The organism is Archaeoglobus sp., from assembly GCF_017656475.1.
Taxonomy (GTDB): domain Archaea; phylum Halobacteriota; class Archaeoglobi; order Archaeoglobales; family Archaeoglobaceae; genus Archaeoglobus.
In genome coordinates, this window is sequence record NZ_JACDNT010000013.1 from 18249 (window position 1) to 41201 (window position 22953).

Genomic DNA, 22953 nt, shown 5'->3' on the forward strand with positions numbered 1-22953 from the left:
AGTTTATTGACTTGAAAAGTTAATTGTTAACATGATAAAGCAATTGTTAACAGGTTTGATTAGTATTTAGCTCATTTTTATCAAAATTTCTAAAAAACTAAAATCACTCGATCTCAGCCTTCACCGTAACAAACAGCGGCCCCCTCACGTCGATCTTCCCCTTCTTCCAGAGGATGTATCTCCTAACATTTTCATGAATCTGGAGGTTTATGTCTGAGAGATTCTCAACCACCCTCGCTTTTATCTTTAGCTCTTTCTCACCTTTCATTGCAGCATCCTCAATCCTCCTCGCGGCAAGATACGCAAAGCCATCGATATATCTGATTCCCGTCTGCACACCTTCCTCAAAGTAACTTCTCCACTTCTTTGTTCTCGGAATGCCGTAGATGTCGCCCTTGTAAACAACAACCTCATTTGCGTATGCTGGACCGCAAAGCTTTGTGTTCTCCTCCTCCTCCACCACATGCACCCTAACATTTCTGCCCATCAGTTCTCCCTCGAAGGCGAGGAAGCTGCATGGGCTTGGCTCTGAGGCATGCTTTTCCGCAGTCTCCACGATACTTTGCGCAATTCTCAACCCCACAGAGGTTTGAGGCACCTCCCTGACCTTTATCTCCCTCGCTATGTCGAGGTCGCTGAGCTTGATTTCTCCGTGGATCTGCGGGTAAACCATTTTTCTAACATCATCGTAACCGTGGAGGATCATGGCGAGCCTCTCAACTCCAAGACCGAGGTTCATGACCGGATATGAGATATCGTACTCCGCCAGCGCTGTTGGGGAGTAGATGCCGAAGGTTGCTATTTCAATCCATCCGTCGCTGTACTTTGTGTTCGACCCCACCAGCTTGGGATGGAAGGCGAAAACCTCTGTTTGAGTGTCGGGGATGTAGTACTTGCTCCTTTTCTCGTCCTTCTTGAATCTGAAGTTCTCGAAGCCGAACTGTCTGAGCAAAGCCTCAGCAACCGCCTTTCCGTCATCAACACTCAACTCCTCATCTACAAGAACACAGCTTGCTGAGAAGTACGTGTAGAGCCTCGTGGCATCTTCCCCCTGCTCCCTCCTGAAGCAGCGATCGATGCTGAAAAGCTTGATTGGAAGGGGGAACTTGTCGGCGATGTGGCTCAGGGTTATGAACCATCCTGTGGTCATGTGGCTTCTGAGTGTTAGCGAGCCAGCCTGAGGCTTCAACTCCTTGAACTCTGGAAACACCTCATCGAGAATTCTTACCGCTGTGATGTCGTCCACACCCAAAATATCGGCAATAAGGTAGCTCAAATCGTCTCCGTCAATTTCACCCTTCTTGTATCGATGAAAAATCTCCCTAAGTGGATCCGGATCAACCTTCTTCCCCATAATGTTCTCAATCTGCCTGACCTTCTCCGCTGACATCCCGACGTTGGGTTTGGGAAGTGTTGCGAGGTAAAAGCATCTATCGAGGACTGCCAAAGCCTCTCTTCCGAACTGCTTTCTTACGTGGACATCTTCAACGATAAGCGGATTTACAACCTCTGAAAAACCGATTGCGAGATAAGCTTCCCTTAACTTCTGGATTGTGGAGAAAAGCGGGTGTTCTCTGCCAAAACTGAATCCAACCCGTGGATAAAGCTCATTGGGACTTCTTTCGGCAAGAACTTCTTTCCCAGCCTTCCACGCAGCCTCGAAGTCTTTCTCTGCCAGCTCCCTGTACTTTTGTGGGTCAAATTTCATAACGGCTGAGATACAAAAGGCTATTTATCTTTTTGTTAACGGCCTTCGTGCTCAAAAGGGACAAAAAGAAGGAGTCGAGAATTGCCAAGGAGAGAGTTTCTTACCTCATAAAAAGGGCTGAAGAGTGGAAAAATGTTGACTATGAGCTTGCAAGGCGATATGTGGAGCTTGCAAAGAGAATTGCGATGAAATACAGGGTGAGAATACCAAAGGAGCTCAAAATAACCTACTGCAAGAAGTGTCTCTACCCCTACAAGGCTGGAAAATTCAGGGTTAGGGTTCGCAAGGGGCGTGTTATTATTAAGTGCCTCAACTGCGGTTTTGAGCGGAGAATTCCTATCCGACCCAGGAGGTCTTCTAAAAAACTTAAACCGTAAACTTTAAATTGCCACTTTGAAACTAAGTAGCATGACAAAGATTGGCAAAACGATAAGAATTGAGAGAATTATAAACAGGGAAAGTGGAAACACCGTAATTGTCCCCATGGACCACGGAGTTTCTATGGGGCCGATAGAGGGGCTGAAGAATCTTGCAGAAACTGTTAATGCAGTGGCTGAGGGTGGGGCTAATGCGGTGGTTTTGCATAAGGGAGTTGTCGGCTTCGGCCACAGGGGATATGGAAGGGATGTCGGTCTGATAATTCACCTCAGCGCCTCAACCTCCCTATCCCCCGATCCAAACGAGAAGGTTCTTGTATGCACGGTTGAGGAGGCCATAAAGCTTGGAGCCGATGCTGTAAGTGTGCACGTAAATGTTGGAAGCAAGACGGAGGCGGAGCAGTTAAGGAAGCTCGGAGAGATTTCCAAGATAGCTGCCGAATGGGGAATGCCCCTGCTCGCGATGATGTACCCCAGAGGAGAGGGAATCAATCAGTTCGATGAAAAGGCTGTGGCTCTTGCAGCCAGAGTAGGTGCAGAGCTTGGGGCTGATATCATTAAAACAAACTTTACCGGAGATGTGGAGAGCTTCAGAGGAGTTGTTGAGGGCTGCCCAGTTCCGGTCGTTGTCGCTGGAGGGCCAAGGATGAGCAGTGATGAGGACATTCTGAGAATGGTCAGAATGGCGATGGATGCGGGGGCGAGAGGGGTGGCTATAGGCAGAAACATATTCCAGGCTGAGAACCCAACGAAGATGACGAGAGCTATATCGATGATAGTGCACGATAATGCAGAGGTCAGCGAGGCCTTAGACTTCCTGAAATCTTAGCTTATGTAGTCGTCAAGATTTTCTATTTTCCTCCCACAATAGTGGCACCTTGCCGTTACCTTCATTTCTTCTGTCTTGATGTAAAATCTCGGTTTTATGGGCTCTCTCTCGGCGTTGGAAATGCATGCGTGGTTTGGACATTTCAGAACTTCCTCAACAACTTCTGGAGGCTGAACCTTGAACTTTCTTTCTATTTCGTAGTCTCTTATCAGGTTTATTGTCGCGTTTGGAGAGATCAGGGCAATTTTGTTGAGCTCCTCATCCTGGATAAACATCCCCTCCACCTTGACGATGTCCTTCTTGCCCATCTTCTTGCTCGGAACGTTCATAGCCATCGAGACTGTTAAATCCGTGCCCGGCTGGATCTTGAGTATCCTTAAAACTAGGAGAGCCTTTCCGGCATTTATATGGTCTATGACTGTCCCTTCTCTGATTTTGCTCACAACAAGCTCTTTCACAGCATCACCTCGCTCAGTATCGCCATTCTAACCGGCACTCCGTAAAATGACTGCTGGAAGTAACGAGCGTGCTTGGTTGCGTCAACGGATGGATGTATTTCATCAACTCTCGGCAGAGGGTGCATGACAATCATGCCGTCCTTTGCCTTCTTCAAAGTCTCCGCAGTAATGCGGTAGCTGCCCGATACTTTCCTGTACTCCTCCTCGTCCGGAAAACGTTCTTTCTGTATTCTTGTCACGTAAAGAACGTCTATCTCTGAGATAACGTCTTCAAGCCTTGCCTTCTTAATCTCTCCCCCTACGTCCTCTATGATGTCCTCTGGAAGGGCAAGAGCCTCGGGACTTATGAGGTATATTTTCATTTCAAACAGTGCTAAAGCCTTTATCAGTGAGTGTATAGTTCTCGAATACTTCAAATCACCCATGAGTGCTATTGTTATTCCATCAAGCCTTCCGCACTCCTTCTTTATCGTGTAGAGGTCAAGCAGTGTTTGTGTAGGATGCTGTCCCGCTCCATCTCCAGCATTTATGACGGGGACTGACGAGTTCTCGGCAGCAAACCTTGCCGCCCCCTCAAGCGGATGCCTTATCACGATTGCGTCACAGTAGCCGGAAACAACTCTAATCGTGTCTGCCAGAGTTTCCCCCTTGGCCACACTGCTTGCCTCCTGAGCAGTCATGTTGATCACATCCCCACCAAGCCTCTTCATCGCCACCTCGAAGCTCATTCTTGTTCTGGTTGAAGGTTCGAAGAACAGGTTTCCAAGTATTTTGCCCTCAAGAATTCTCAGCTTCCTCTTTCCCATCGCAACATCCTCGAACTCCTCGGCCTTTTTGAGAATGTAGGATATGTCCTCCCTATCGAGGTCGGTGATAGAAATGAGATGCTTCATCACATCTAATTGCCTTTTCGGGTATTATAATTTTCACCTTGTGACGAGTTTGGCAGTAACGTTTAAATATTATCAATTTAATATACATTATGCCAAGCTCAACTGGATTAAAGGAGAACGTTGCAGGAGCCCTTAGCTACCTGCTAGGTCCGATTACAGGGATTCTATTCCTCATAATGGAGAAAGAGAGCCAGTTCGTGAAGTTCCATGCGATGCAGTCAACGATAGTCTTTGGCGGGTTGTGGGTTTTAAGCATCATACTTTCCTTCATACCCTACATCGGCTGGATGCTCTTGCCACTAATCAACCTTATTGGGCTGATTCTCTGGATATTGCTAATTTACAAGGCATACAGCAACGAGTGGTTCAAACTCCCTGTTGTTGGAGATATTGCGGAGCAGCAATTAGGTAACGTATGAAGGAATTCGAGTTTGAGTTCGACAGGAGTTTCTTCCTAAGGCTGGACTATGGAAAGGATTTGGTGAGGCAGCTTGAGGAGTTTTTAACAGACAGGGAAATACACGCAGCAAAGGTTTCAGCAATAGGAGCGGTTAGGAACGCTGTCATCGGCTACTACGATCAAGAGAAGAGAGAGTACGTGAAAAGAGAGCTAAACGAGCCGATGGAAATTATTTCCCTTCTGGGAAACGTTTCTCTTAAAGACGGTAAGCCGTTCTGCCACATCCACGTTTTGCTGGGGAAAAATGGAGAAGTTTACGGTGGTCATTTATTCAGCGCTGAGGTTTTTGCCTGCGAGGTCTTCATTCAGTCACTGAAAGGAGAAGCTCCCGAAAGAACATTTGACGAGCAAACCGGGCTGATGCTCTGGTAGTCATCTCTTGTTCCTCGGCATGCAGATTATCTCCTTTATTTCAGCGTCAAAGAAGTTGTTCATGTGAGCCGGTCTGATCACAACTGCTGTATCACCCCCTCTGCTTCTTCCCCCGACAGCAACAACCTCCTCAATGGGTATTGCCCCACTATCTGCGGCCATTATCGTTATCTCCACACAGACTTTCAGTCCGTGACCGAACAGTGAGCGGAGGGCCTCTGCTATGGCTTCGGTTCTGCTCACCCCGCCAAGCTTCCTGCTGATGCTCCTCTCCAAGCCTGACAGGATGTGAGACTGTCTGACAACTTTTGCTCCCCTTCTTTTGAGTTCCTCTTCCACTTCAGGTGGCATCGTGTTCTCCCCTTCCTTGATAAATCCTGTGTGGTAGGTTACAACAACCACCTGCAAGTTCTGAGCCATTTCAAGAGCCTTTAATGCCGTATCCCCGTAGGATGACGCGACAACGAGGTGCTTTATGTTCAACTCCCTTGCTCTCTCCACAGCGAGCCTCAACGTTTCCTCGGTGTTCTCCCTCCCGGGCTTTTCGAAGTAAACTATCTTTTTCTCCATGTATGGACTTAGGAGAGTAAAATTTATAGGTTACCTGAGTTGATACCTATCTGCCTTGCTTTTGCAGGGAAAGAATGAAGTCTGCAATCCTCTCCACTTCATCTCTCCTGAACCACGTGTAACCCTCTATCTTCTCATCGCAAACAACTGCCAGAATTCTCCCCTGTTTGAAGAGTTCAACCTCTTCCGGTTTCTTCACAACAACAATCCTGTCCTTTCCAGCCTTGCTGAATCCCTCTGTTATTACAAGGTCGTAGTCGCTCAAGTACCTCTCGTAAATCCAGTCCAAGTTGTTTCCCTCTTCCTCGCTCACCCTCCTGATGAAAGCCAGCTTGACGGGAGAGGCGATAACCACATCCGCACCGCTGTTGTAAATCTTCCACGAGTCTTTCCCTTCCTTGTCGATTTCAAAATCACCGTGAGCGTGCCTTTTCACAACAGCAACCCTTAATCCCTTCTCTTTAAGAATAGGCATTATCCTCGTAATTAAAGTTGTCTTCCCGCTGTCTGAAGTGCCAACGATGCTAAGAAGCATAACTTTCTGAAATCTGCAAGAGCTTTTAACTTTTGTTTATCTCAAAAGATTTAAACCTCTCAGCACTACGGTGTGTTATGAAGGTCGTGCTATCATACTCTGGCGGGCTTGACACGACAGTTTGCATTCCTCTGCTAAGAGAGAAGTACGGATTTGATGAGGTAATCACGGTAACGGTTGATATCGGACAGCCCTATGAAGACATAAAGCAGGCAGAGGAGAGGGGAAAGAGGTACGCGGATAAACATTATACAATTGACGCCAAAAAGGAGTTTGTCGATTCCCTTTTCATACTAATCAAGGCAAACGGCAATTATGAGGGTTACGTCCTTGGAACGGCTTTGGCGAGGCCTTTAATAGCAGAGAAGGTCGTTGGGGTTGCGAAGAAAGAGGGTGCGGAAGCGATAGCTCACGGCTGTACAGGAAAAGGAAACGACCAGCTCAGGTTTGAGAATATATTCAGACAGTACGGATTCAGGGTTATAGCTCCCGTAAGGGAGCTCAACCTCACAAGAGAGTGGGAGATTGAATATGCCAGGCAGCACGGTATAGATGTACCTGCAACCAAGGAAAAACCATACAGCATCGACGAAAACCTCTGGAGCAGGAGCATTGAGGGGGGAAAGCTTGAAGATCCATCCTTCATCCCTCCAGAGGACATTTACGAGTGGACCACAAGCCCGGAAAAAGCTCCTGATGAGCCGGAAATCATAAAGATTGACTTCGAAAAAGGAGTGCCTGTTGCGATCAATGACGAAAGGATGGATGGTTTTGAGCTGATAAAGAAGCTAAACGAAATTGGCGGAAAGCATGGAGTTGGTAGAACGGACATGATAGAAGACAGAGTGCTCGGTCTGAAGGCGAGGGAGAACTACGAGCATCCTGCAGCCACAATCCTTTTAACAGCCCACAAAGACCTCGAAAACCTCGTGCTCAGCAGGAGGGAGCTCAAGTTCAAAAAATTAGTTGAAGAGGAGTGGGCAGAGCTTGTTTACTATGGCCTTGTTAACGACCCGCTCTATGATGCGTTAAACGCCTTCATAGACAGAACCCAGGAGAGAGTTACGGGTTGGGTTAAAGTCAAGCTTTACAAGGGCTCCGCAGTCGTTGCGGCGAGGCACTCACCGCATGCGCTCTACTCAGAAGAGCTTGTGTCCTTTGACACATCTTCCCTCGACCAGCGTCTTGCAGAGGGTTTCGCCGCCTTCCACGGGCTGCAGGGGAGGCTGTACAGGAGGCTATTTCAATAATATTTTTAAATTTTAAAATCAACTTGTGACATGGAATTCATCATAATCTCCGTTGGCAACGAGATTTTAAGCGGGGACATAACCAACACCAACGCTGCTTACATGGCCAAAAAGCTAACTCAAGCAGGACACAGGGTTAAAAAGATAGTAACCATTCCCGACGATGTTGATGTGATAGCCGAAGAGGTCAGGAAAGCTTCGAAGGAGGCTGACTTCGTTCTGGTTACCGGGGGGCTCGGAGCGACTCACGACGATGTTACGGCAGAGGGAATTGCGAAGGCATTCAGCAGAAAGCTTGTTGTGAACGAAGAAGTTTACGACTGGCTCAGCAAGCTCAGCTCAAATGAGGAGGCTGTCAGAAAGATTTCATCCGTCCCTGAAGGAAGTGAGATAGTCTGGAATGATGTTGGCGCTGCTCCGGCATTCATTGTTGAGAACGTTGCTGTTATGCCGGGAGTTCCGGCGGAGATGGAAAACACTTTCGAAAAAATCCTTAATAGGTTTGAGAAGGGCAAGTATCATGAGGAGGTTGTGAAGGTTAACGGTTTTGAGGTCAAAATCGTCGACAAGCTGAACAAGGTTGTGAGGGAAAACCCCGACGTTAATATTGGTTCCTACCCTAAATCGGGCTACGTTATGGTCAAGTTCTCAGGAAGGGATGTGGAGAAGGTGAAAAAAGCTGTTAAGCAGTTTGAGGAGCTGCTGAATGATAGTGGGTAAAATCTTCTATAAAGGAGAGTTCATAGAGGCTGGGATAGAGGTAGAAGATGGCAGAATAAAGAAAATCGGAAAGCTTGTTGAGGGCAAGAGGGTTAAAGGAGTTATACTTCCCGCAGGTATAGACGTTCACGTTCATCTAAGGGATTTCGCCGAGAAGAGAAAGGAAACGATTGAAACTGGCACTTTATCAGCCCTTCATGGTGGCGTCTGCTTGGTAGTTGACCAGCCCAACACCAAACCACCGGTGGATAACGTAAAAACCTACTTTCAGAGGATGGAAAAGGCAAAAAAATCTGCCTATGTGGATTACTCCCTGAATCTCGCCCTGACAAACTCCAACCACGAAAAGCTCGGAGACATAATCAGAAAAATTTCGGAGAAGTATTTTATCCCGGCTGTAGGGGAGATCTTTATCCAGCACGACAGCGAGGATTTGCAGATAGACTACGAAACACTTCGGAAGGTTTACGGAAGGTTTGAAGGTGTTGTCTTCACAGTGCATGCCGAAGACCCGGCATACGTTGCAAAGGGCACACCAAACTTCGTCTTCAGAAGGAGAGAGGCTGAAGTTCTGGCCGTTGAAAAGCTTGTTGAGATTGGTAACTTTCACTTTTGCCATATCTCTACCAGAGATTCCGCGAAGGAGATAATGAACAGCAATTCCACTTATGAAGTTACCCCGCATCACATGCTCCTCAGCGTTAACGACTACGGAAGGCTCGGAAAATTGGTAAACGTTAACCCACCTTTGAGGGAAAAAGAGGATGTGGATTGGCTACTCAGGAATTTTCACCGGGTTGACGTATTAGCCTCTGACCACGCCCCACATACACTAGAAGACAAGGAGTTGGGTGCCCCGGGATTTCCTGGAGTTGAGACGATGTATCCTCTTTTCGTAAACATGGCCTCGAAGGGCTACATATCCTTCAAATCTCTTGTCGAGAGAGTCGCATCAAACCCGGCAAGAATTTTCGGATTTAAGGGATACGGGGAAATTAAAACCGGTAACTTTGCAAATTTTGCGGTTTTTGACCTCAAAAATGTTAAAGAGGTTAAGGGTGAGGAGCTTCACTCAAAGTGTGGCTGGACTCCTTTTGAGGGGTTTGAAGCAATATTTCCTGAGAAAGTTTACCTGAGAGGTGAAGAAGTGCTTGAGAGTTGTTTGAAAGCAGGAAATATTCTGAAAAATAGGGCTTGAGAAAATTAGGCCCAATTTCAAAAGTGTAAGAAAGTTTTTTTAAGGTGTAAATTACAATTGTAATAATGGTAATACCAAGAGTTCTAATTGTCGATGATGATGACAGCATAAGGGAAATAGTGAAAATTATGCTTAAGGATTACGAGATCATTGAAGCGTCCAACGGTGAAGAGGCTGTCAAAGCATACAGGATTTTCAAACCAGATATTGTTTTAATGGACATCTCAATGCCCAGAATGGACGGTGTTGAAGCAACCAAAGAAATACTAAAAATAGACCCCAATGCCAAAATAGTAGGTTTGACAGCATTTGCGAGAAGCAGGGGTAAGGAAATGATTGAAAACGGTGCCTTAGAGGTTGTGGAGAAACCTTTTACGAGAAAAACGCTAATAGGTCTGATTGACAAGTATGTAGCAAAAGCGGTCGCATAAAAAATTTTTGACGTTTAAAATTTATACCAAAAGCTTATTACACGTTTAAGTTTACAACAAGTGTATGGAAATAAAGGAATTGTCGCCTTGCATAGCTGACCCAAAAAAGCTGAGAGTAATTGGAAGGGTGGATGGTAACTTTCCGGCAGTGATGCCATATCTCACAAGGTTGATTCCGAACGCGAGCTACAACGAGAAGAGGGGTTGGATATCATTCAAGAAGGGGCAAAGGATAATAACGATACATGAAGACGGTTTCGTGGCGATGACGCAGATAAAGGACGAGGACGAGGCAAAAAGAATTCTGAACGAAATTGAGCAAAAGGCTAAGGAGGCCTGGATGAGAAAGGCTGAGATAGACCTCTCAAAACCTCTTGAAAAAACGGTTGTGAGTCCCTTTGACGTTTACAACTACCTGCCAAAAACGAACTGCGGGATGTGTGGAGAGCAAACATGCATGGCTTTCGCCGTAAAGCTGCTCAATGGTGAAGTTGACATCAAAGCCTGCAAACCACTGTTTGAAAATGAAAAATATACTGGGCTGAGAGAGACGCTTATAGGTATGCTTGTTGCCGCTGGGTATGATTTAGAGCTTTAGTTCTCTTTGCGTAGTGATTTTTAAGCACCTCTACGAGCAAATCATAGAGTGCGGCCTTTCTAAAGAGTTTACCAAGTTTTCCCTCAGAGCAGAGAAAAAATTTGCAAAGCCATGTAGAGCAACCTCATGAAGTACGTTTTCTCATAGCTTCCAGGGTCTTCAACGCATAAAGAAAGAATTCTGGCCGAGATTATCGCCTTGGATATACCCTCTCCCCTGTCCGCAAGCCCGGCAGGCGTCTCAAATAAGCACTACCGAACTCTGTAAAGCCTTAAGAAGGCTCTGTTGAAGTAGCATCCCAGTGGTGCTGCTGTGAGACTTTTAGCCCTCAAATTCTGACTTTCAAGAAATTTGTCAGGAGAGCTTCTCAGTCTTTCTGCCCCCTATCCACTGCAATCGCAGCCATTTTCTGCTCCATCTCAGGTCTGCTTACTATCTGCAAAGCTTTGCCGTCAGCCTCGAACTCGTCTACAAAAGAAAAGTTTTCATCAAACAGTTTTACATAAACCTCCTTTACCGCTCTGCCTTTAACGTAGGGCTTAATTACCGTTAAGTTGATCAGCCCTCAGCACATTTCAAAGGCAATATCCAATTTCAGTATGCCCTTCATAAACCGTAACATTGTGATTTGTGGCCAAATTATGGCGCACTCCAGACCTGCAACACTTCCACCTATGATGCAGACCTTCACGGCATATTGTTGATTTTTTAACTTTTAATTCTAGTTGATTTAACGCTAAACAACAAATGTTAAGTTACACCAAAAAATTTATAAGATTTGATATGTCAGCTCAATGTGAGGTAGAATGCAGTATAGATGGATTTTGGGTCTGCTGTTGTGTATATTGTTGGCAGGTGTCGCTGTAGCCTTCAGTGTAGAATTAAAGACAGAAACAAATGGTGCAAATCTAAAAAAACCCAGCGAACTAACTGCAAGGGAATTGAAGGCCATATATAAGAAATACAATGTCTCCGAGAACGATATCAAATTTGCTACCGGAAAGTTGCCCCACTATCTTGAAAGCTACCTACCAGATTCTTACGTGGTAATGGGCAAATTAGGGCCGAACGGAACTGTTGAGGAATGGATTGATGTAAAAGCTGCTGATCACTTCCGAGAACTCGGTATTAGGGTGTTAAATGCTTCAGAATTCTTGGCTATAAGGGAAGAGGCAAGAAAAGCTTACATCGAAAAATACGGTGTTGACCCGCACAACCCAAAAGTCGTCTTAGTAGAGGGTGTTCCTATTCCGAAAGAATATGTCAGGAAATTGGCTGAGAAATATGCTGGAAGGTATTTAGATGGTGGACTTTCCCAAGACTTTGCAGATCAACAACTCAAAATAACAAGCTCCGAAGCAACAGCAACAGGCCCTCAGATTAAAAATGGAGCTTTGTATTTATGGATAGTTGAAGCCACTGGGAGCGAGCGGCCAACGAATGAAGATTACTTCGATGCTACTCTGGATGCATATGGTAGATTCCAAGTATTTAACAGTGGTGCGAGTCTAAACTGGTATTTCATAAATTACTGGGATGCAAGCGATGTGACTAGTGGAAAGCTTAAAGATTATCTTGAAGACTTAAAACAAGATATGGGGAGTTGGAGGAGCTGGTACAATGATGGTGACCCACAAAACGATATAATGATAGGATGGATAAAGTCTGCTGACGACAGGTATTGTGGTTATGCATATATAAACGGATATTACAGCGTGGGTGTAACAGAAAGCGGACACTATACATGCTGGCTCATTCCTCTGAATCTCGTGGCTCAACATGAGATCTCCCACAACTTCAATGCTAAGGACAGTACTTCCTGCTGGGAACATGATCGTTGTATCATGAACTACTGCTGGGTCACGTTGGGCGTAGACACATGGTGCGATTCCTGCTGGAACAGAATAAATGTTAACATTAACGGAATAAGCGATGAGTGAGAGCATGAAGAAAAAACACATAATCCTAATACTTTTAATTTTGATACTCGCACCAGTGGCTTTCTTACTGCTGTCTCTGGCAACTTGGGACTTGGCAATGACATTTCAGGTTACGAAGCTCACATCACCTCCAAAAAGCTACTTCGAAATTACCGAAGAGGATTTTCAAAAGTTTCCGGTTCTGAAGGACATAATGGAAGACCTTGAAAGCCTCTCTCCCGGAGAGGGGATGAGCTACGAGCTTGACCTTAAAACGGGGAATGAACTTCACAGTTACCTGACGAAGAAGCAGTCTGAAGTTGGAAGCTGCAGTAGCCACACTTATTGCTTCAAGTACGGTAATAGCTACTACGGTGCGAACATGGCTACTCCATAGATTGCGGATTAAAACTTCACACACTAGGCACTCCACAACCTAAAAAATTTTAACCTCAACTCCAAGCAAGAACCAATGCCAGTTGTCACGCTATACTGGGACGAACTTGAAAGGCTAACCGGGGCTGACAGAGAAACCATACTGAAACGCCTCCCGATGCTCGGATGCGACATTGAGAGAGTTGAAGATGATCACGTTGATGTAGAGTTCTTCCCCAATCGTCCCGATCTCTACAGTGTTGAGGGGGTTGCGAGAGCTTTAAGGGGCTTTCTGGGCATTGAGAAGGGGCTTAAAAGCTACTCCACGGTAAAAGGTGACTGGAAGATTACCGTTGAAGAGAGTGTGCTTTCCGTAAGGCCTAGAATAGTCGGATGCGTTGTTAAAGGCATTGAAATGACCGACGAAGTCATCAGAAGCCTAATGGAAGTTCAGGAAGACTTGCACTGGACCATAGGAAGGAACAGGAGGAAGATGGCCATCGGTGTTCATGATCTGAGCAAGGTTTACTTCCCACTCCGCTACACGGCCGTGGATGCCAGCTTCTCATTCATCCCTCTCGACTTTGACAGGAAGATGACGGTTGCAGAAATTCTGGAAAAGCATCCAAAGGGCAAAGCATACTCCTTCATTCTCGAGGGAAAGGACAGGTATCCGATGATTATTGACTCAAAGAATGAAGTCATCTCCTTCCCACCAATAATAAACGCCGAAAAAACGAGAGTGACTGAGAACACAAGAGACCTCTTTATTGACGTTACAGGTTTCGACGAGAACGTGGATAGAGCGATAGCGATTCTTGCCTGCATGCTTGCGGACAGAGGGGGGAGAATTGAGAGTGTTGAGGTTATTTACCCAGACAGGAGGGAGATTGCACCCAATCTGGACGTAAGATTTATGGAACTGGATATCGAAGAGGTCAACTCCCTGCTCGGTTTGAGTTTGTCTCCTGACGAGATTAAGGATGCCCTCGAAAAGATGAGATTTTCCTGCGAGGTTTTGGACGACAAGTTAAAGGTGGGGATACCGCCCTACAGGGCGGATATAATGCACGAGTGGGATGTGATAGAGGATGTGGCCATAGGTTACGGCTACGAGAACATAACTCCCGAAATTCCCCCAACGCTCACCTTCGGCAAAACCCATCCTTGGAACGATCTGAGGAGTCTGGCTAAGGAGATAATGATTGGTCTTGGATTTACGGAGGTCATAACGTTCACTCTGACGAACGAGGCTGTGATGTACGAAAAGATGAGGAGGAAGGGAGAACCATGGAAGGATTACGTGCCAGTGATGCACCCCCTCACAACCGAACACACAATTTTAAGAACCTCACTGCTTCCAAAGCTCCTCGAGCTTCTATCCTATAACAAGCACCACGAGATGCCACAGATGGTGTTTGAGGTTGGGGATGTGGTTGTAAATACCAAGAACAGGCTCCATCTTGCCGCCTGCATAACTCACTCAAGAGCAAACTTCTCCGAGATAAGGAGCTACGTTCAGGCGGTGATGAGAGAGTTTGATTTATCCTGGGAGGTCAGAGAGTCGGATGATGATGCCTTTATAGATGGCAGAAGGGGCGAGATAGTTGTGAATGACAAGAGCGTTGGTGTTTTCGGAGAAATTCACCCTGAAGTCCTTGAAGCATTTGAGCTGACCATGCCCGTCTCCGCTTTTGAGCTGGACCTCAGCAGCATATTTGACACGGGAGAGCTGCTATGAAGTACCTCCTGCTAATTCCGGACGGAATGGCTGACTGGGAAGTTGAAGAGCTTGACGGCAGAACACCGCTTGAAGTCGCAGACACCGAGAACATGGACTTCATTGCCAAAGAAGGGGCGTGCGGTATGGCAAAAACGGTTCCAGAGGGCTTTGAACCGGGGAGCGACGTTGCAAACCTCACCATTTTGGGAGTCGACGTGAGAAAATACTACACCGGCAGGGGCCCGATTGAGGCTTTAGCGAGGGGCGTGAGGGGAGAAATCGTATTTCGCTGCAACCTCGTTAGGGTGGAAAACGGAGTGATGGCCGATTACTCAGGCGGAAGGATTAGCAATGAGGAGGCAAAGAGGGTCATTGAGGAGCTCAACAGGAAAAAGCCCTACGACTTCGTGGAGTTCCACGCGGGCAAAAGCTACCGGAATCTGCTTGTTGTCAACAAAAATTTCAAAGACAGCATTAAAACTTTCCCGCCGCACGACATCACGGGAAAAGAGATAGACAGATACCTGCCCTCGGGAGGTGAGCTTGCAAGTTTGCTGAGGGAGCTTATGGAGTGGTCTGCAGAGATACTGCCCGAAATCACAGAGAAGGCGAACATGATATGGCCGTGGGGTGGAGGGATGATGCCATCCTTCCCGAACTTTGAGCAGAAATTCGGTGTCAGGGGAGCGATGATTACCGAGGTTGACCTGCTTGAAGGAATTGCGAGGGGCATGGGTATGGATGTTATTCAGGTTGAGGGCATTACCGGCTACATCGACACCAACTACAGGGGGCTGGTGAGGGAGACTGTGAGGGCGCTGGAGGACTACGACTTCGTTGTACTGCATACGGAGGGGATTGATGAGGTGAGCCACGAAGGAAATGCGGAACTAAAGGTTAAGGCGATCGAGCTTTACGACAGCAAAATTGTGGGGAAGCTGCTGAACAAAATCGACCTCGACGAGACAAGGATTTTGCTCCTCCCCGACCATCCAACTCCCGTGAAGGTTAAAACGCATGTTGCTGAACCCGTCCCCTTCGCTGTTTATGGCAGAGAAAGAGATGAGGTAAAGTATTACAACGAGAAAAGCTGCAGAAAAGGAAAGTACCGACTGCTGGATGGTCTCAGGCTTATGGATTTGCTGTTAAAAAAATAGGGGTTATTCTTTGGCTAGATAGTTGTACATCCATGCCGCAGCTACTGCTCCAACTATTGGCCCGATGACGTAAATCGGGAAGTACTGCCAGAGGTTTATTCCCACCAGCGAGTCGCCCAAATATGGGCCGAAAGTTCTTGCGGGGTTTAGCGATGAGCCCGTTATGTTACCGATGGTTATGATGATTCCTCCAACAGTAAGACCGATTACCAGACCAGCAAATCCCGGAGGTGCTCTTTCGTCAACCGCAACACCCATAATGACCAGCATCAGCAGAAATGTGCCGATCGCTTCTGCCAGTATGGCCTGCCCATAACTTATTCCCGGAAACGGTGCTGTAGCTCCCAGACCACCAATGGTCGCAGCAGCGGGACCAACACAGGCGAGGAAAAGCAAGCTACCGAGTGCAGCTCCAATTAACTGTGCGACAATGTAAGGAACAACCTCTCTCCCCGGAAACTTTCCAATGCTCCAGAGGGCGATTGTGACTGCGGGATTTATGTGAGCTCCGCTTATTCTGCCAAGAGAGTAAATCACGGCAGCAATTGCGAGTGCAAAGGCCATACCCACAGCCAACCAGTCTCCCAGCCCACCTAGAGCGCCAATGCCTATGTTAAACTCATTCGGCTTGTCAGCACCATTCGCTATCATCAGCGTTATAACAGCAGCACCAGGACCAAAGAAGACCAAGATGAAAGTTCCTAAAACCTCAGCCGTGAAGCGCTTTGCAAGAGTCATTTTCACTCCTCCTGATAAGCCTCATGACAGATAACACAGAGAATTCTCGGCACTGTCTTTTTCATCTTCCTTGCCGGGAATGGATAGTCTCCCTTCCAGAGCGGAACCTCTTCTCTGACAAGGTGCTCCATGCAAACTCCCATGCCACAAACGATGCAGATAGCAACAGCATCTGTGTCCTTACCCTGCTCCTTGCAGATGTAGCACTTCATACATATCACCTAAAAATAAAAAAGAGAAAATTAAACTGCCTCTTTCCACTGACAGTACGCATGCCTGAAGTCTACAAGTGCAGCAGTGGCGCAGTCCTTGCAGACTCTTGCTGGTGAGGCTGGAGTTTCCTTGTGCAATGCGATTATGTTCGTCATCATCGTTGCTGTTACCGGCTCACTTGTCAGCAGACACGGATAGTCCGCGAGCCTCATAAGGGCAGAGAATCTTACGCTGATGGCACATCCCGGATATGCGTAGCGCTGCGGGTTCATCAGAACCTCATTTTCATGTACCGGATCAAGATTAACCTCGAACCCAGCAACCCTTGGAACGAGTTTTGTGTCAACACCGTTTCTACTTCTCCTTGCATCGTCAATGTACTTCCACCCTCTGTAAATCATATCCATGAAGTCGTGGTTGTGCAGCTCCGCCGCTCCACCTCTCGTTGGATATAGCTGTACGTAGTTGTGGAACCTCTTGGTCAGCAGGTCAACAATCATGGGGGCGTTAAAGCCGTCAAGCTCGAGAATGTACTCAACTGCAACAGCTCCCGAGCCGGTTGCAACGCTGAGAGGTTGGTATTCGTTCTTGAACTTATCAAGATTTGCGTTCAATGTTGTGTCCATCACTGCACTCGTTGCCTCTATAACTGCCATCACAACGTCATCCTTGCACATGTTGAACGTTGACTGAGCTATGTGGTGAGCTGCATCTCCAACACAGTATGCCGGGACGGTCACAATGTTTCCGTAGTGCACACCATCATCCATAGCATCCTTCACGGCACCCTTCATGCGGTTCTTGTATTCCGACATGTATTTTCTCACGTCGAAGCTCTGGTGTCCATGCTCGTCCATCAGCTTGGCCTGAGCCTCCGTCGGCTGGTCGTAGACGAGCTTTATCATTTCGATTTCCTTCTTTATCGCATCGGTCAGCGTGGCTCCTTTTTCAATCTCATTGGCAAAAACCTCACCGAAGCCGTATGATGTGTTCATTCCCCAGGACTTTGACGCAAGAATTGCCTGAGCATGATCCTTGGGAATGTCAACCGTCTTGAGTATTCTGTTAACAATGTTGCTCGTGCTTCCCGGTATCAGTGCGAAATCAACAACACATGTTGGCCCGTAAAAGCCACCATATCTCCTTACAACCTCACGGCCAATAAGAGCCTCAGCCTTCTCAATGCCCTCAATGAACTTATCAACACTCTTTCTGAAGCTCTCATCCTCCTCATACAGAATCTCCAAAATTGCAGGAGTCTGATAGTGCTCCACAAACGGGTCGTCCTCAGGTCTTACCGTCTTGGTCAGACTTCTGAGGATCTCGTAGTGCGCATTGACTGAGTCAACGTGCAGCCTTATGACTGCCTTACTCTGGTTTCCAACGGCTTTCATCTGGTTTACCGCATCCACATAGGGCTTTACATCGTCAATGACGAATTCTTTTCCTCTCTTCTCCTTAATCACGTTCACATCCGCCCACTGGGCGGCCATGGCTTCCTTCACCATTTTCTCAACTACTTCATCTGCCATGTAGTATAATGGTCATAATCGACCATCACTTTTTTGGCATACATGTAAGCTGAGGAAAAGCAACATGTCCAAAAATTAAATGAAAAATATTACGGAAAATTTGCGGATATGTCTACCAGTTCATTACCAGATGATAATAATTCAATTCACAACAACTCAATCGACTTTTCGAGCTCCTTTTCCTGTATGTACCGCTCAACAAGCTTCGAAATCGCAATTTTCAGGTGCTTGTGAGCAGTGCTTTTTGCAACTCCCAGAGCCATGGCGATGTCGTTGATTGTTACCTCCCTCCTTTCGGAGAAGTATCCAAGGTCGTATGCAATTTTTAAAGCCCTTCTCTGCGCCTCGGTCAGCCCAGCCCTCCTCTCTCCAATACTCTTTATCTCTATTACCTTCCACTCACCAACATTGTTCAGGTTGGCATACGCCTTTGGAAGGTAGCTTGTGCTTGGAACAATAATTTCGTAAATCTTGCTTCCATCCTCAACAATTATAGGGGGTTTTATAAAACAGTAGGAGTTCTCAAAAGCCTTGATACCTGTAGTATCGCTAACAACAGCAATAAAGCTTGCCTCAATCGGCGTCTTCTCAAGAACCTGAATGAACTTGGTGTTGGGGTGTCTTTCAACCTCCCTTATATATTCTGTAACATTTTCAGCATCAGATGTTTTGACCAGAAATAAAGCATCTTCATCATTCAGAAGGATATACGAAATGATTTCCGCCCTTACTGGGCATTTTTTACTTGCAACTGCAAGGGAGCAGCGATGCTGATCCACCTTTACTTTAAGAAGATACATATATATCGTGATTTTTTCTGCTCATAAACCTTTCTCCAAAAAAGTTTAAATAACGCCAAATTCTGCTTGACTCATGGCAAGGTTCCCTGAAGCGGAGGCAAGGCTGTTCAACGTGAAAATCTGCATGAAATGCAACGCAAGAAACCCAATGAAGGCCAAGGTTTGCAGGAAGTGCGGATACAAGGGTCTGAGGCCTAAATCGAAGGAGAGGAAAGGTAGGTAATTTATTTTTCAACTTTTCTCAAAAACCTCGTCATGTTCTTCCAGTGTCCTCCCATCCAGTAGAGCTTTCTGCACTTCTCGCAGTACCACAGATCCATTTTTAGCATGTCTTCCGAAAGTTTTTCCCTCAAAATGACCTCAATCGCCTCATCTCTGCTCGGCTTTCTCAAAGGCGTGTTGCAGAGGCTGCACCTGTCCATTACTATCTGAAACTTCACACCTTTCTGCATCAACTCCTTCATCTGCCCCTCTACGGAGTCCGACTTTATCAGAATCACCTTTCTGCCATCCTTAATGCTTTTTCTGTAAAGCTCCTTGTCTTTGGTGAGCAGAACTCTGTCTCTGAAGTTTTTCAGCATAAAGTCGTCCTCTTCACCCTTAACTTCCAGATCAGCTATGCTTAAGGTGTCATAACCTGAGATTCTCAGCCATCTCGTCAACTTTCCGAGCATTCTGTCAGTCAGAAACTTCATCTCCACCATACAGGGTCTTTCCTCTCCATCAAAGCCTCATACATTTTTCTGGCTACTTCAGTTTTCAGCTCAACCTTTTCTGCAAACTTTATCGCATACTTTGATTGCTCCCCATACTCCACAGCCTGAAAGGCAAGCTCAAGCCTATCTGCATCGCTCACATATACCTCAACATCGGAGAAATCAGGCTGAAACTCCATCCAAGAAAGCTGATCCCTCTTTGCCCTCTCCTCATCGCAACTAACGTAGCGCTGAGCTATCTTGTGCAAGTCCATCGTCCTCGCCTCGTGTAAATCATGGAAAAGAGCAGCGGTTGCAGCCTTGCATGCCTTTTCAAAACTTTCACCGCTTTCAATTGCAAGGACAAACGCTATTATTGCCGTTCTGAAGCTGTGATCCGCCACGCTTTCTGGTAGCCTGATCCCCAACTTAAGCCATCCCGATCTAGGGGTTAACTTCAGCGATCCGACCTCGTGAATGAACTTCACAACGTCATCCATAGAGTTAATAATGCACGTTGTCAATAAGCTTTATGAAAAAGTGGAGGTTCCTCGGCATCGACGACAGCTTTGACGACAAAAAATGCTGCATCGTGGGGTGTGTGACCTGCGATGGTTACGTGGAGGGGTTCATGTACACTGAGATAGAGATAGACGGTCTTGATGCAACGGAGAAGCTCATTGCTATGGTGAAGAAGTCGAAATTCAGAAAGCAGATAAAGTGCATTTTTCTTCCTGGCATCACTTTTGGAGGGTTTAATCTGGTGGACATTCAGCAGGTTTATGGTGAAACGAAAATCCCTGTTGTTGTTGTAATGCGCAGAAAGCCGAACATTGAGGAATTTGATTCAGCGATGAGGAATGTCGAGAATTACGACACAAGAAAGAGAATCGTTGAGAAGGCAGGTGAAATTCACAAGGCTGGTAATCTCTACATCCAGACCGCTGGTCTGAGCTTTGACGAGGCTGAGGAGCTTGTTAAAGCGGCAACGGTTAAGGGAAACATGCCTGAACCCGTTCGAATAGCACACCTAGTAGCATCTGCAATCATACATGGAGAATCGCGAGGGAAAGCGTGAATATATTAGCCAAAGCTTATATACCAAAATAACCACTTGATGCCATGCAGCCAATTGAAATTGCGGAAATGCTTACAAGTCAGGCTGCCGTTCTGACTTCTTTAGTTATCATAGGCCTTATACTCTGCTTCATCGGCTACAGGATTTTCAGAGTTTATTCCGCGGTTATAGGATTCCTTATTGGCGAGCTTGTGGGCATCTATGTCACCATGAACTACTACGAGAATGCTCTTGTAGCAATCCTCGCATCTGCTGCTGTAGGTGCTGTTCTATTCGCCCTTATAGATGAGCTGGGGCTTATCGTTACGGGAGCTGCTTTTGGCTACTTTGTCGGCATTTACCTCCTTCCTGAGTACCAGATTTACGCATTCGTTCTTGCCGCACTCTTTGCATTGACAAACCTCTTTATCGAGAAGCCTTTAACAGTGCTCATAACATCTGTTATAGGAGCTTCATCAATTGTCCTTGCCGTGCACATGGGGATAACCGGGGCGCACATTTACGACGTACTCGCAGACCCGAAAGGCGCGTTTGACATTATGTTCTCAAACGCTTACTTCGACCTCCTGTGGTTCACTTTGATTCTTACGGGAATTATTACGCAGTACGTCGCCCACAAAGAAGAAGTAGAGGAGGAAGAGTAAGCTTTTTTGTCTTATTTTCTTAACTACTTCTGTGATCGAAATAGACGGTAGTTTCGGGGAAGGAGGAGGACAGATACTGAGAACAGCCGTTGCACTTTCCTGTGTAACTGGAAAGGCCGTGAGGATTAAAAATATCAGAGCCAACCGCCCGAAGCCAGGACTGGCGGCGCAGCATTTGAAGGGTATTGAGGCCGCCAAAATTATCAGCAATGCTGAGGTCGAAGGACTTCGACTCGGTTCCACTGAGGTGGTGTTCAGGCCAAGAAGTGTGAGGGGTGGGGAGTTCAGGATAGACATAGGAACCGCTGGTAGCGTCACGCTCATCTTTCAGACGGTTCTGCTTCCACTTCTCTTCGCAGACAGGGAAAGCAGGCTTACGGTTAGTGGCGGAACTGATGTAGCCTGGGCTCCGCCAGTGGACTACTTCAAAAACGTGACTTTGAGGGCCTTGAGGGAAATGAGCGTTGAATGTGAGCTTAAGGTTCTGAAGAGGGGCTACTATCCCAAGGGAGGTGGGGTTGTAAAGCTGGAGGCAAAGCCATCCGAGATGCGAGGTGTGATTTTTGAAAAGCTTGATGAGATGGTTAAAGGCATAAGCCACTGCCAGAACCTTCCGGAACATGTTGCAGTAAGGCAGGCAAATTCGGCCAGAGGGTTCTTGGAGGAGAGGGGGGTAAAGGCTAAGATAAAGACAGAAGTTCTGAAGGGTTTATCGACGGGGAGCGGGATAGTTCTTTGGAGCGGATACAAGGGAGGCAGTGCTCTTGGAGAGAGGGGTAAAAGGGCGGAGATTGTCGGTCTGGAGGCTGCGGAGAACCTTTACAGAGAGCTGAAGTCAGAGGCTGCCTTCGACGCACATCTCGCTGACCAAGTGATGCCGTTTGCAGCAATGGCCAAAGGTAGCACGGAGTACACCACCAGCGAGGTTACGATGCATCAAAAGAGCAACGCGTACGTGATAAACTCATTCCTTGGAGAGGTTGTGAAGTTTGAGGGGAATAAAATAAAAATTAAATGAGGCCTCTTTCCTTCCAGAAATCGTAATCGGCCTTCATGAGGTTTCCGTAGTTCTTTATAAGAGTTAGAAGCTGCTTTTGAAGCTCGAAATCCTCCTCAGTCGGCTCTGCTCTGTATTTTTTCTCGTACGCTTCAGCAATGTTCTTACCGAGCAAAGATGCCTTTTCCAGATCCTCCTGCCCCACTTCACCCGGAATCACACCGAAGCCCACTGCATAACCTACTGGCACTATTCCCCACGCCTTGAGCACTCTGTTCAGATATCCCGCAACTTCCTCCGGTTTGCCGACTCCTGCATAGACGACTATGCTTCCACCATACTTTCCCTGAAGCGTCGGTCTGTGGCCATATGCGAGCATTCTGTCAATGAAGGTCTTCATCTGTGCCGTTACGTTGAGATAGTAAACAGGAGACGCGAGGATTACAGCATCACTTTCCTCAACAAGCTTTTTCAGCTCAACCATGTCGTCTTTCTGCACGCAATCTTTTTTCGCGAGGCATGTGCCGCATCCAGTGCAGTAGTTAATCTTCTTCGAGGACAGATGCACTTTCTTCGTCTCAAATCCCCTTTCTTTGAGCTCCTCTAACGCAGCATCGAGCATCTTCGACGTGTTGCCATACTTTCTCGGTGAGCCGAGAATACCAACAGCTTTCATCACACCA

At 46.7% G+C, this 22953-nt stretch carries 29 protein-coding genes; 17 read left to right on the forward strand and 12 right to left on the reverse strand.

Features of this window, described 5'->3' with window-relative positions:
- Positions 1–103: 103 nt before the first annotated feature.
- Positions 104–1708 (reverse strand): O-phosphoserine--tRNA ligase, encoded by a 1605-nt coding sequence (gene sepS, locus H0Z19_RS05475; protein ID WP_290724593.1) that lies wholly within the window; start codon positions 1706–1708, stop codon positions 104–106.
- Between the two features lie 47 nt (positions 1709–1755).
- On the opposite strand from sepS, the gene H0Z19_RS05480 reads away from it, so the two are divergent.
- Entirely contained in the window at positions 1756–2085 is a 330-nt protein-coding gene (locus tag H0Z19_RS05480; protein WP_290724595.1) for a ribonuclease P protein component 4, read from the forward strand.
- A gap of 31 nt (positions 2086–2116) precedes the next feature.
- Entirely contained in the window at positions 2117–2914 is a 798-nt protein-coding gene (locus tag H0Z19_RS05485; RefSeq protein ID WP_290724597.1) for a 2-amino-3,7-dideoxy-D-threo-hept-6-ulosonate synthase, read from the forward strand.
- Here the strand turns inward: H0Z19_RS05485 and pyrI are convergent.
- Positions 2911–3372 (reverse strand): aspartate carbamoyltransferase regulatory subunit, encoded by a 462-nt coding sequence (gene pyrI, locus H0Z19_RS05490; protein ID WP_290724600.1) that lies wholly within the window; start codon positions 3370–3372, stop codon positions 2911–2913. The genes H0Z19_RS05485 and pyrI overlap by 4 nt on opposite strands.
- Positions 3369–4265 (reverse strand): aspartate carbamoyltransferase, encoded by an 897-nt coding sequence (gene pyrB, locus H0Z19_RS05495; RefSeq protein ID WP_290724602.1) that lies wholly within the window; start codon positions 4263–4265, stop codon positions 3369–3371. Before pyrB ends, pyrI begins: the two co-directional genes overlap by 4 nt.
- A gap of 89 nt (positions 4266–4354) precedes the next feature.
- Between pyrB and H0Z19_RS05500 the strand changes: the two genes are divergently transcribed.
- Positions 4355–4684 carry a DUF4870 domain-containing protein gene (locus tag H0Z19_RS05500; protein WP_290724604.1) on the forward strand — a complete coding sequence of 110 codons (330 nt, stop codon included), beginning with the start codon at positions 4355–4357 and terminating at the stop codon, positions 4682–4684.
- Complete coding sequence (locus H0Z19_RS05505; protein ID WP_290724606.1) at positions 4681–5097, forward strand: PPC domain-containing DNA-binding protein; 417 nt, start codon at positions 4681–4683, stop codon at positions 5095–5097. The genes H0Z19_RS05500 and H0Z19_RS05505 overlap by 4 nt, the downstream gene beginning before the upstream one ends.
- Here H0Z19_RS05505 and H0Z19_RS05510 read toward each other — a convergent pair whose 3' ends face one another.
- A complete protein-coding gene (locus H0Z19_RS05510) occupies positions 5098–5667 on the reverse strand; it encodes a pyruvate kinase alpha/beta domain-containing protein (RefSeq protein WP_290724608.1) in 570 nt (189 codons plus the stop codon). It lies immediately after the preceding gene.
- A 46-nt stretch (positions 5668–5713) separates the two neighbouring features.
- The gene (gene mobB / locus H0Z19_RS05515) at positions 5714–6202 is read right to left on the reverse strand and encodes a molybdopterin-guanine dinucleotide biosynthesis protein B (RefSeq protein ID WP_290724610.1); all 489 of its coding nucleotides are present in this window, start codon (positions 6200–6202) and stop codon (positions 5714–5716) included.
- 77 nt (positions 6203–6279) lie between these two features.
- On the opposite strand from mobB, the gene H0Z19_RS05520 reads away from it, so the two are divergent.
- The 9 genes from H0Z19_RS05520 to H0Z19_RS05560 all read left to right on the forward strand — a co-directional run bounded on the left by H0Z19_RS05520 (position 6280) and on the right by H0Z19_RS05560 (position 15573).
- Positions 6280–7452 carry an argininosuccinate synthase gene (locus tag H0Z19_RS05520; RefSeq protein ID WP_290724612.1) on the forward strand — a complete coding sequence of 391 codons (1173 nt, stop codon included), beginning with the start codon at positions 6280–6282 and terminating at the stop codon, positions 7450–7452.
- Between the two features lie 30 nt (positions 7453–7482).
- Entirely contained in the window at positions 7483–8172 is a 690-nt protein-coding gene (locus tag H0Z19_RS05525; protein ID WP_290724614.1) for a competence/damage-inducible protein A, read from the forward strand.
- Positions 8159–9370 carry a dihydroorotase gene (locus H0Z19_RS05530; protein ID WP_290724616.1) on the forward strand — a complete coding sequence of 404 codons (1212 nt, stop codon included), beginning with the start codon at positions 8159–8161 and terminating at the stop codon, positions 9368–9370. Before H0Z19_RS05525 ends, H0Z19_RS05530 begins: the two co-directional genes overlap by 14 nt.
- Positions 9371–9435: 65 nt before the next feature.
- Complete coding sequence (locus H0Z19_RS05535) at positions 9436–9801, forward strand: response regulator (RefSeq protein WP_290724618.1); 366 nt, start codon at positions 9436–9438, stop codon at positions 9799–9801.
- A 64-nt stretch (positions 9802–9865) separates the two neighbouring features.
- Positions 9866–10399, forward strand: a complete 534-nt coding sequence (locus H0Z19_RS05540; RefSeq protein WP_290724620.1) for a (Fe-S)-binding protein — start codon at positions 9866–9868, stop codon at positions 10397–10399.
- An 806-nt stretch (positions 10400–11205) separates the two neighbouring features.
- Positions 11206–12339, forward strand: coding sequence for a zinc-dependent metalloprotease family protein (locus H0Z19_RS05545; protein WP_290724622.1), 1134 nt, complete (start codon positions 11206–11208; stop codon positions 12337–12339).
- Positions 12332–12715 (forward strand): hypothetical protein, encoded by a 384-nt coding sequence (locus tag H0Z19_RS05550; protein ID WP_290724623.1) that lies wholly within the window; start codon positions 12332–12334, stop codon positions 12713–12715. Before H0Z19_RS05545 ends, H0Z19_RS05550 begins: the two co-directional genes overlap by 8 nt.
- Before the next feature lie 75 nt (positions 12716–12790).
- Complete coding sequence (gene pheT, locus H0Z19_RS05555) at positions 12791–14434, forward strand: phenylalanine--tRNA ligase subunit beta (protein WP_290724624.1); 1644 nt, start codon at positions 12791–12793, stop codon at positions 14432–14434.
- Positions 14431–15573, forward strand: a complete 1143-nt coding sequence (locus H0Z19_RS05560) for a cofactor-independent phosphoglycerate mutase (protein WP_290724625.1) — start codon at positions 14431–14433, stop codon at positions 15571–15573. The genes pheT and H0Z19_RS05560 overlap by 4 nt, the downstream gene beginning before the upstream one ends.
- 3 nt (positions 15574–15576) lie before the next feature.
- Here the strand turns inward: H0Z19_RS05560 and H0Z19_RS05565 are convergent, their stop codons facing one another.
- From H0Z19_RS05565 to H0Z19_RS05580, 4 genes are all read right to left on the reverse strand, one after another.
- Positions 15577–16311, reverse strand: coding sequence for an MIP/aquaporin family protein (locus H0Z19_RS05565; protein WP_290724626.1), 735 nt, complete (start codon positions 16309–16311; stop codon positions 15577–15579).
- A 2-nt stretch (positions 16312–16313) separates the two neighbouring features.
- Positions 16314–16523 (reverse strand): DUF2180 family protein, encoded by a 210-nt coding sequence (locus H0Z19_RS05570; protein ID WP_048064700.1) that lies wholly within the window; start codon positions 16521–16523, stop codon positions 16314–16316.
- Positions 16524–16553: 30 nt separating this feature from the next.
- Positions 16554–18056: a DUF2193 domain-containing protein gene (locus H0Z19_RS05575; protein WP_290724631.1), complete on the reverse strand. Its 1503-nt coding sequence runs from the start codon at positions 18054–18056 to the stop codon at positions 16554–16556.
- A 146-nt stretch (positions 18057–18202) separates the two neighbouring features.
- Positions 18203–18856, reverse strand: coding sequence for a helix-turn-helix domain-containing protein (locus tag H0Z19_RS05580; protein ID WP_290724633.1), 654 nt, complete (start codon positions 18854–18856; stop codon positions 18203–18205).
- A gap of 73 nt (positions 18857–18929) precedes the next feature.
- Between H0Z19_RS05580 and H0Z19_RS05585 the strand changes: the two genes are divergently transcribed.
- Positions 18930–19079, forward strand: a complete 150-nt coding sequence (locus H0Z19_RS05585; protein WP_290597967.1) for a 50S ribosomal protein L40e — start codon at positions 18930–18932, stop codon at positions 19077–19079.
- A 1-nt stretch (position 19080) separates the two neighbouring features.
- Here H0Z19_RS05585 and H0Z19_RS05590 read toward each other — a convergent pair whose 3' ends face one another.
- Together H0Z19_RS05590 and H0Z19_RS05595 are read right to left on the reverse strand one after the other, a co-directional pair.
- Positions 19081–19560 (reverse strand): Mut7-C RNAse domain-containing protein, encoded by a 480-nt coding sequence (locus H0Z19_RS05590; protein WP_290724635.1) that lies wholly within the window; start codon positions 19558–19560, stop codon positions 19081–19083.
- Entirely contained in the window at positions 19548–20051 is a 504-nt protein-coding gene (locus tag H0Z19_RS05595) for an HD family hydrolase (protein ID WP_290724637.1), read from the reverse strand. The genes H0Z19_RS05590 and H0Z19_RS05595 overlap by 13 nt, the downstream gene beginning before the upstream one ends.
- 32 nt (positions 20052–20083) lie before the next feature.
- On the opposite strand from H0Z19_RS05595, the gene H0Z19_RS05600 reads away from it, so the two are divergent.
- From H0Z19_RS05600 to rtcA, 3 genes are read left to right on the forward strand one after another with little or no spacing between them, the layout of a single operon-like run.
- Entirely contained in the window at positions 20084–20629 is a 546-nt protein-coding gene (locus H0Z19_RS05600) for a DUF99 family protein (protein WP_290724639.1), read from the forward strand.
- A gap of 44 nt (positions 20630–20673) precedes the next feature.
- Positions 20674–21273, forward strand: coding sequence for a DUF4203 domain-containing protein (locus H0Z19_RS05605; protein ID WP_290724641.1), 600 nt, complete (start codon positions 20674–20676; stop codon positions 21271–21273).
- 31 nt (positions 21274–21304) lie between these two features.
- Entirely contained in the window at positions 21305–22291 is a 987-nt protein-coding gene (gene rtcA / locus H0Z19_RS05610; protein WP_290724642.1) for an RNA 3'-terminal phosphate cyclase, read from the forward strand.
- On the opposite strand, the gene H0Z19_RS05615 is transcribed toward rtcA, so the two are convergent.
- Complete coding sequence (locus tag H0Z19_RS05615) at positions 22284–22946, reverse strand: flavodoxin family protein (protein ID WP_290724644.1); 663 nt, start codon at positions 22944–22946, stop codon at positions 22284–22286. The genes rtcA and H0Z19_RS05615 overlap by 8 nt on opposite strands.
- Between the last annotated feature and the right edge of the window lie 7 nt (positions 22947–22953).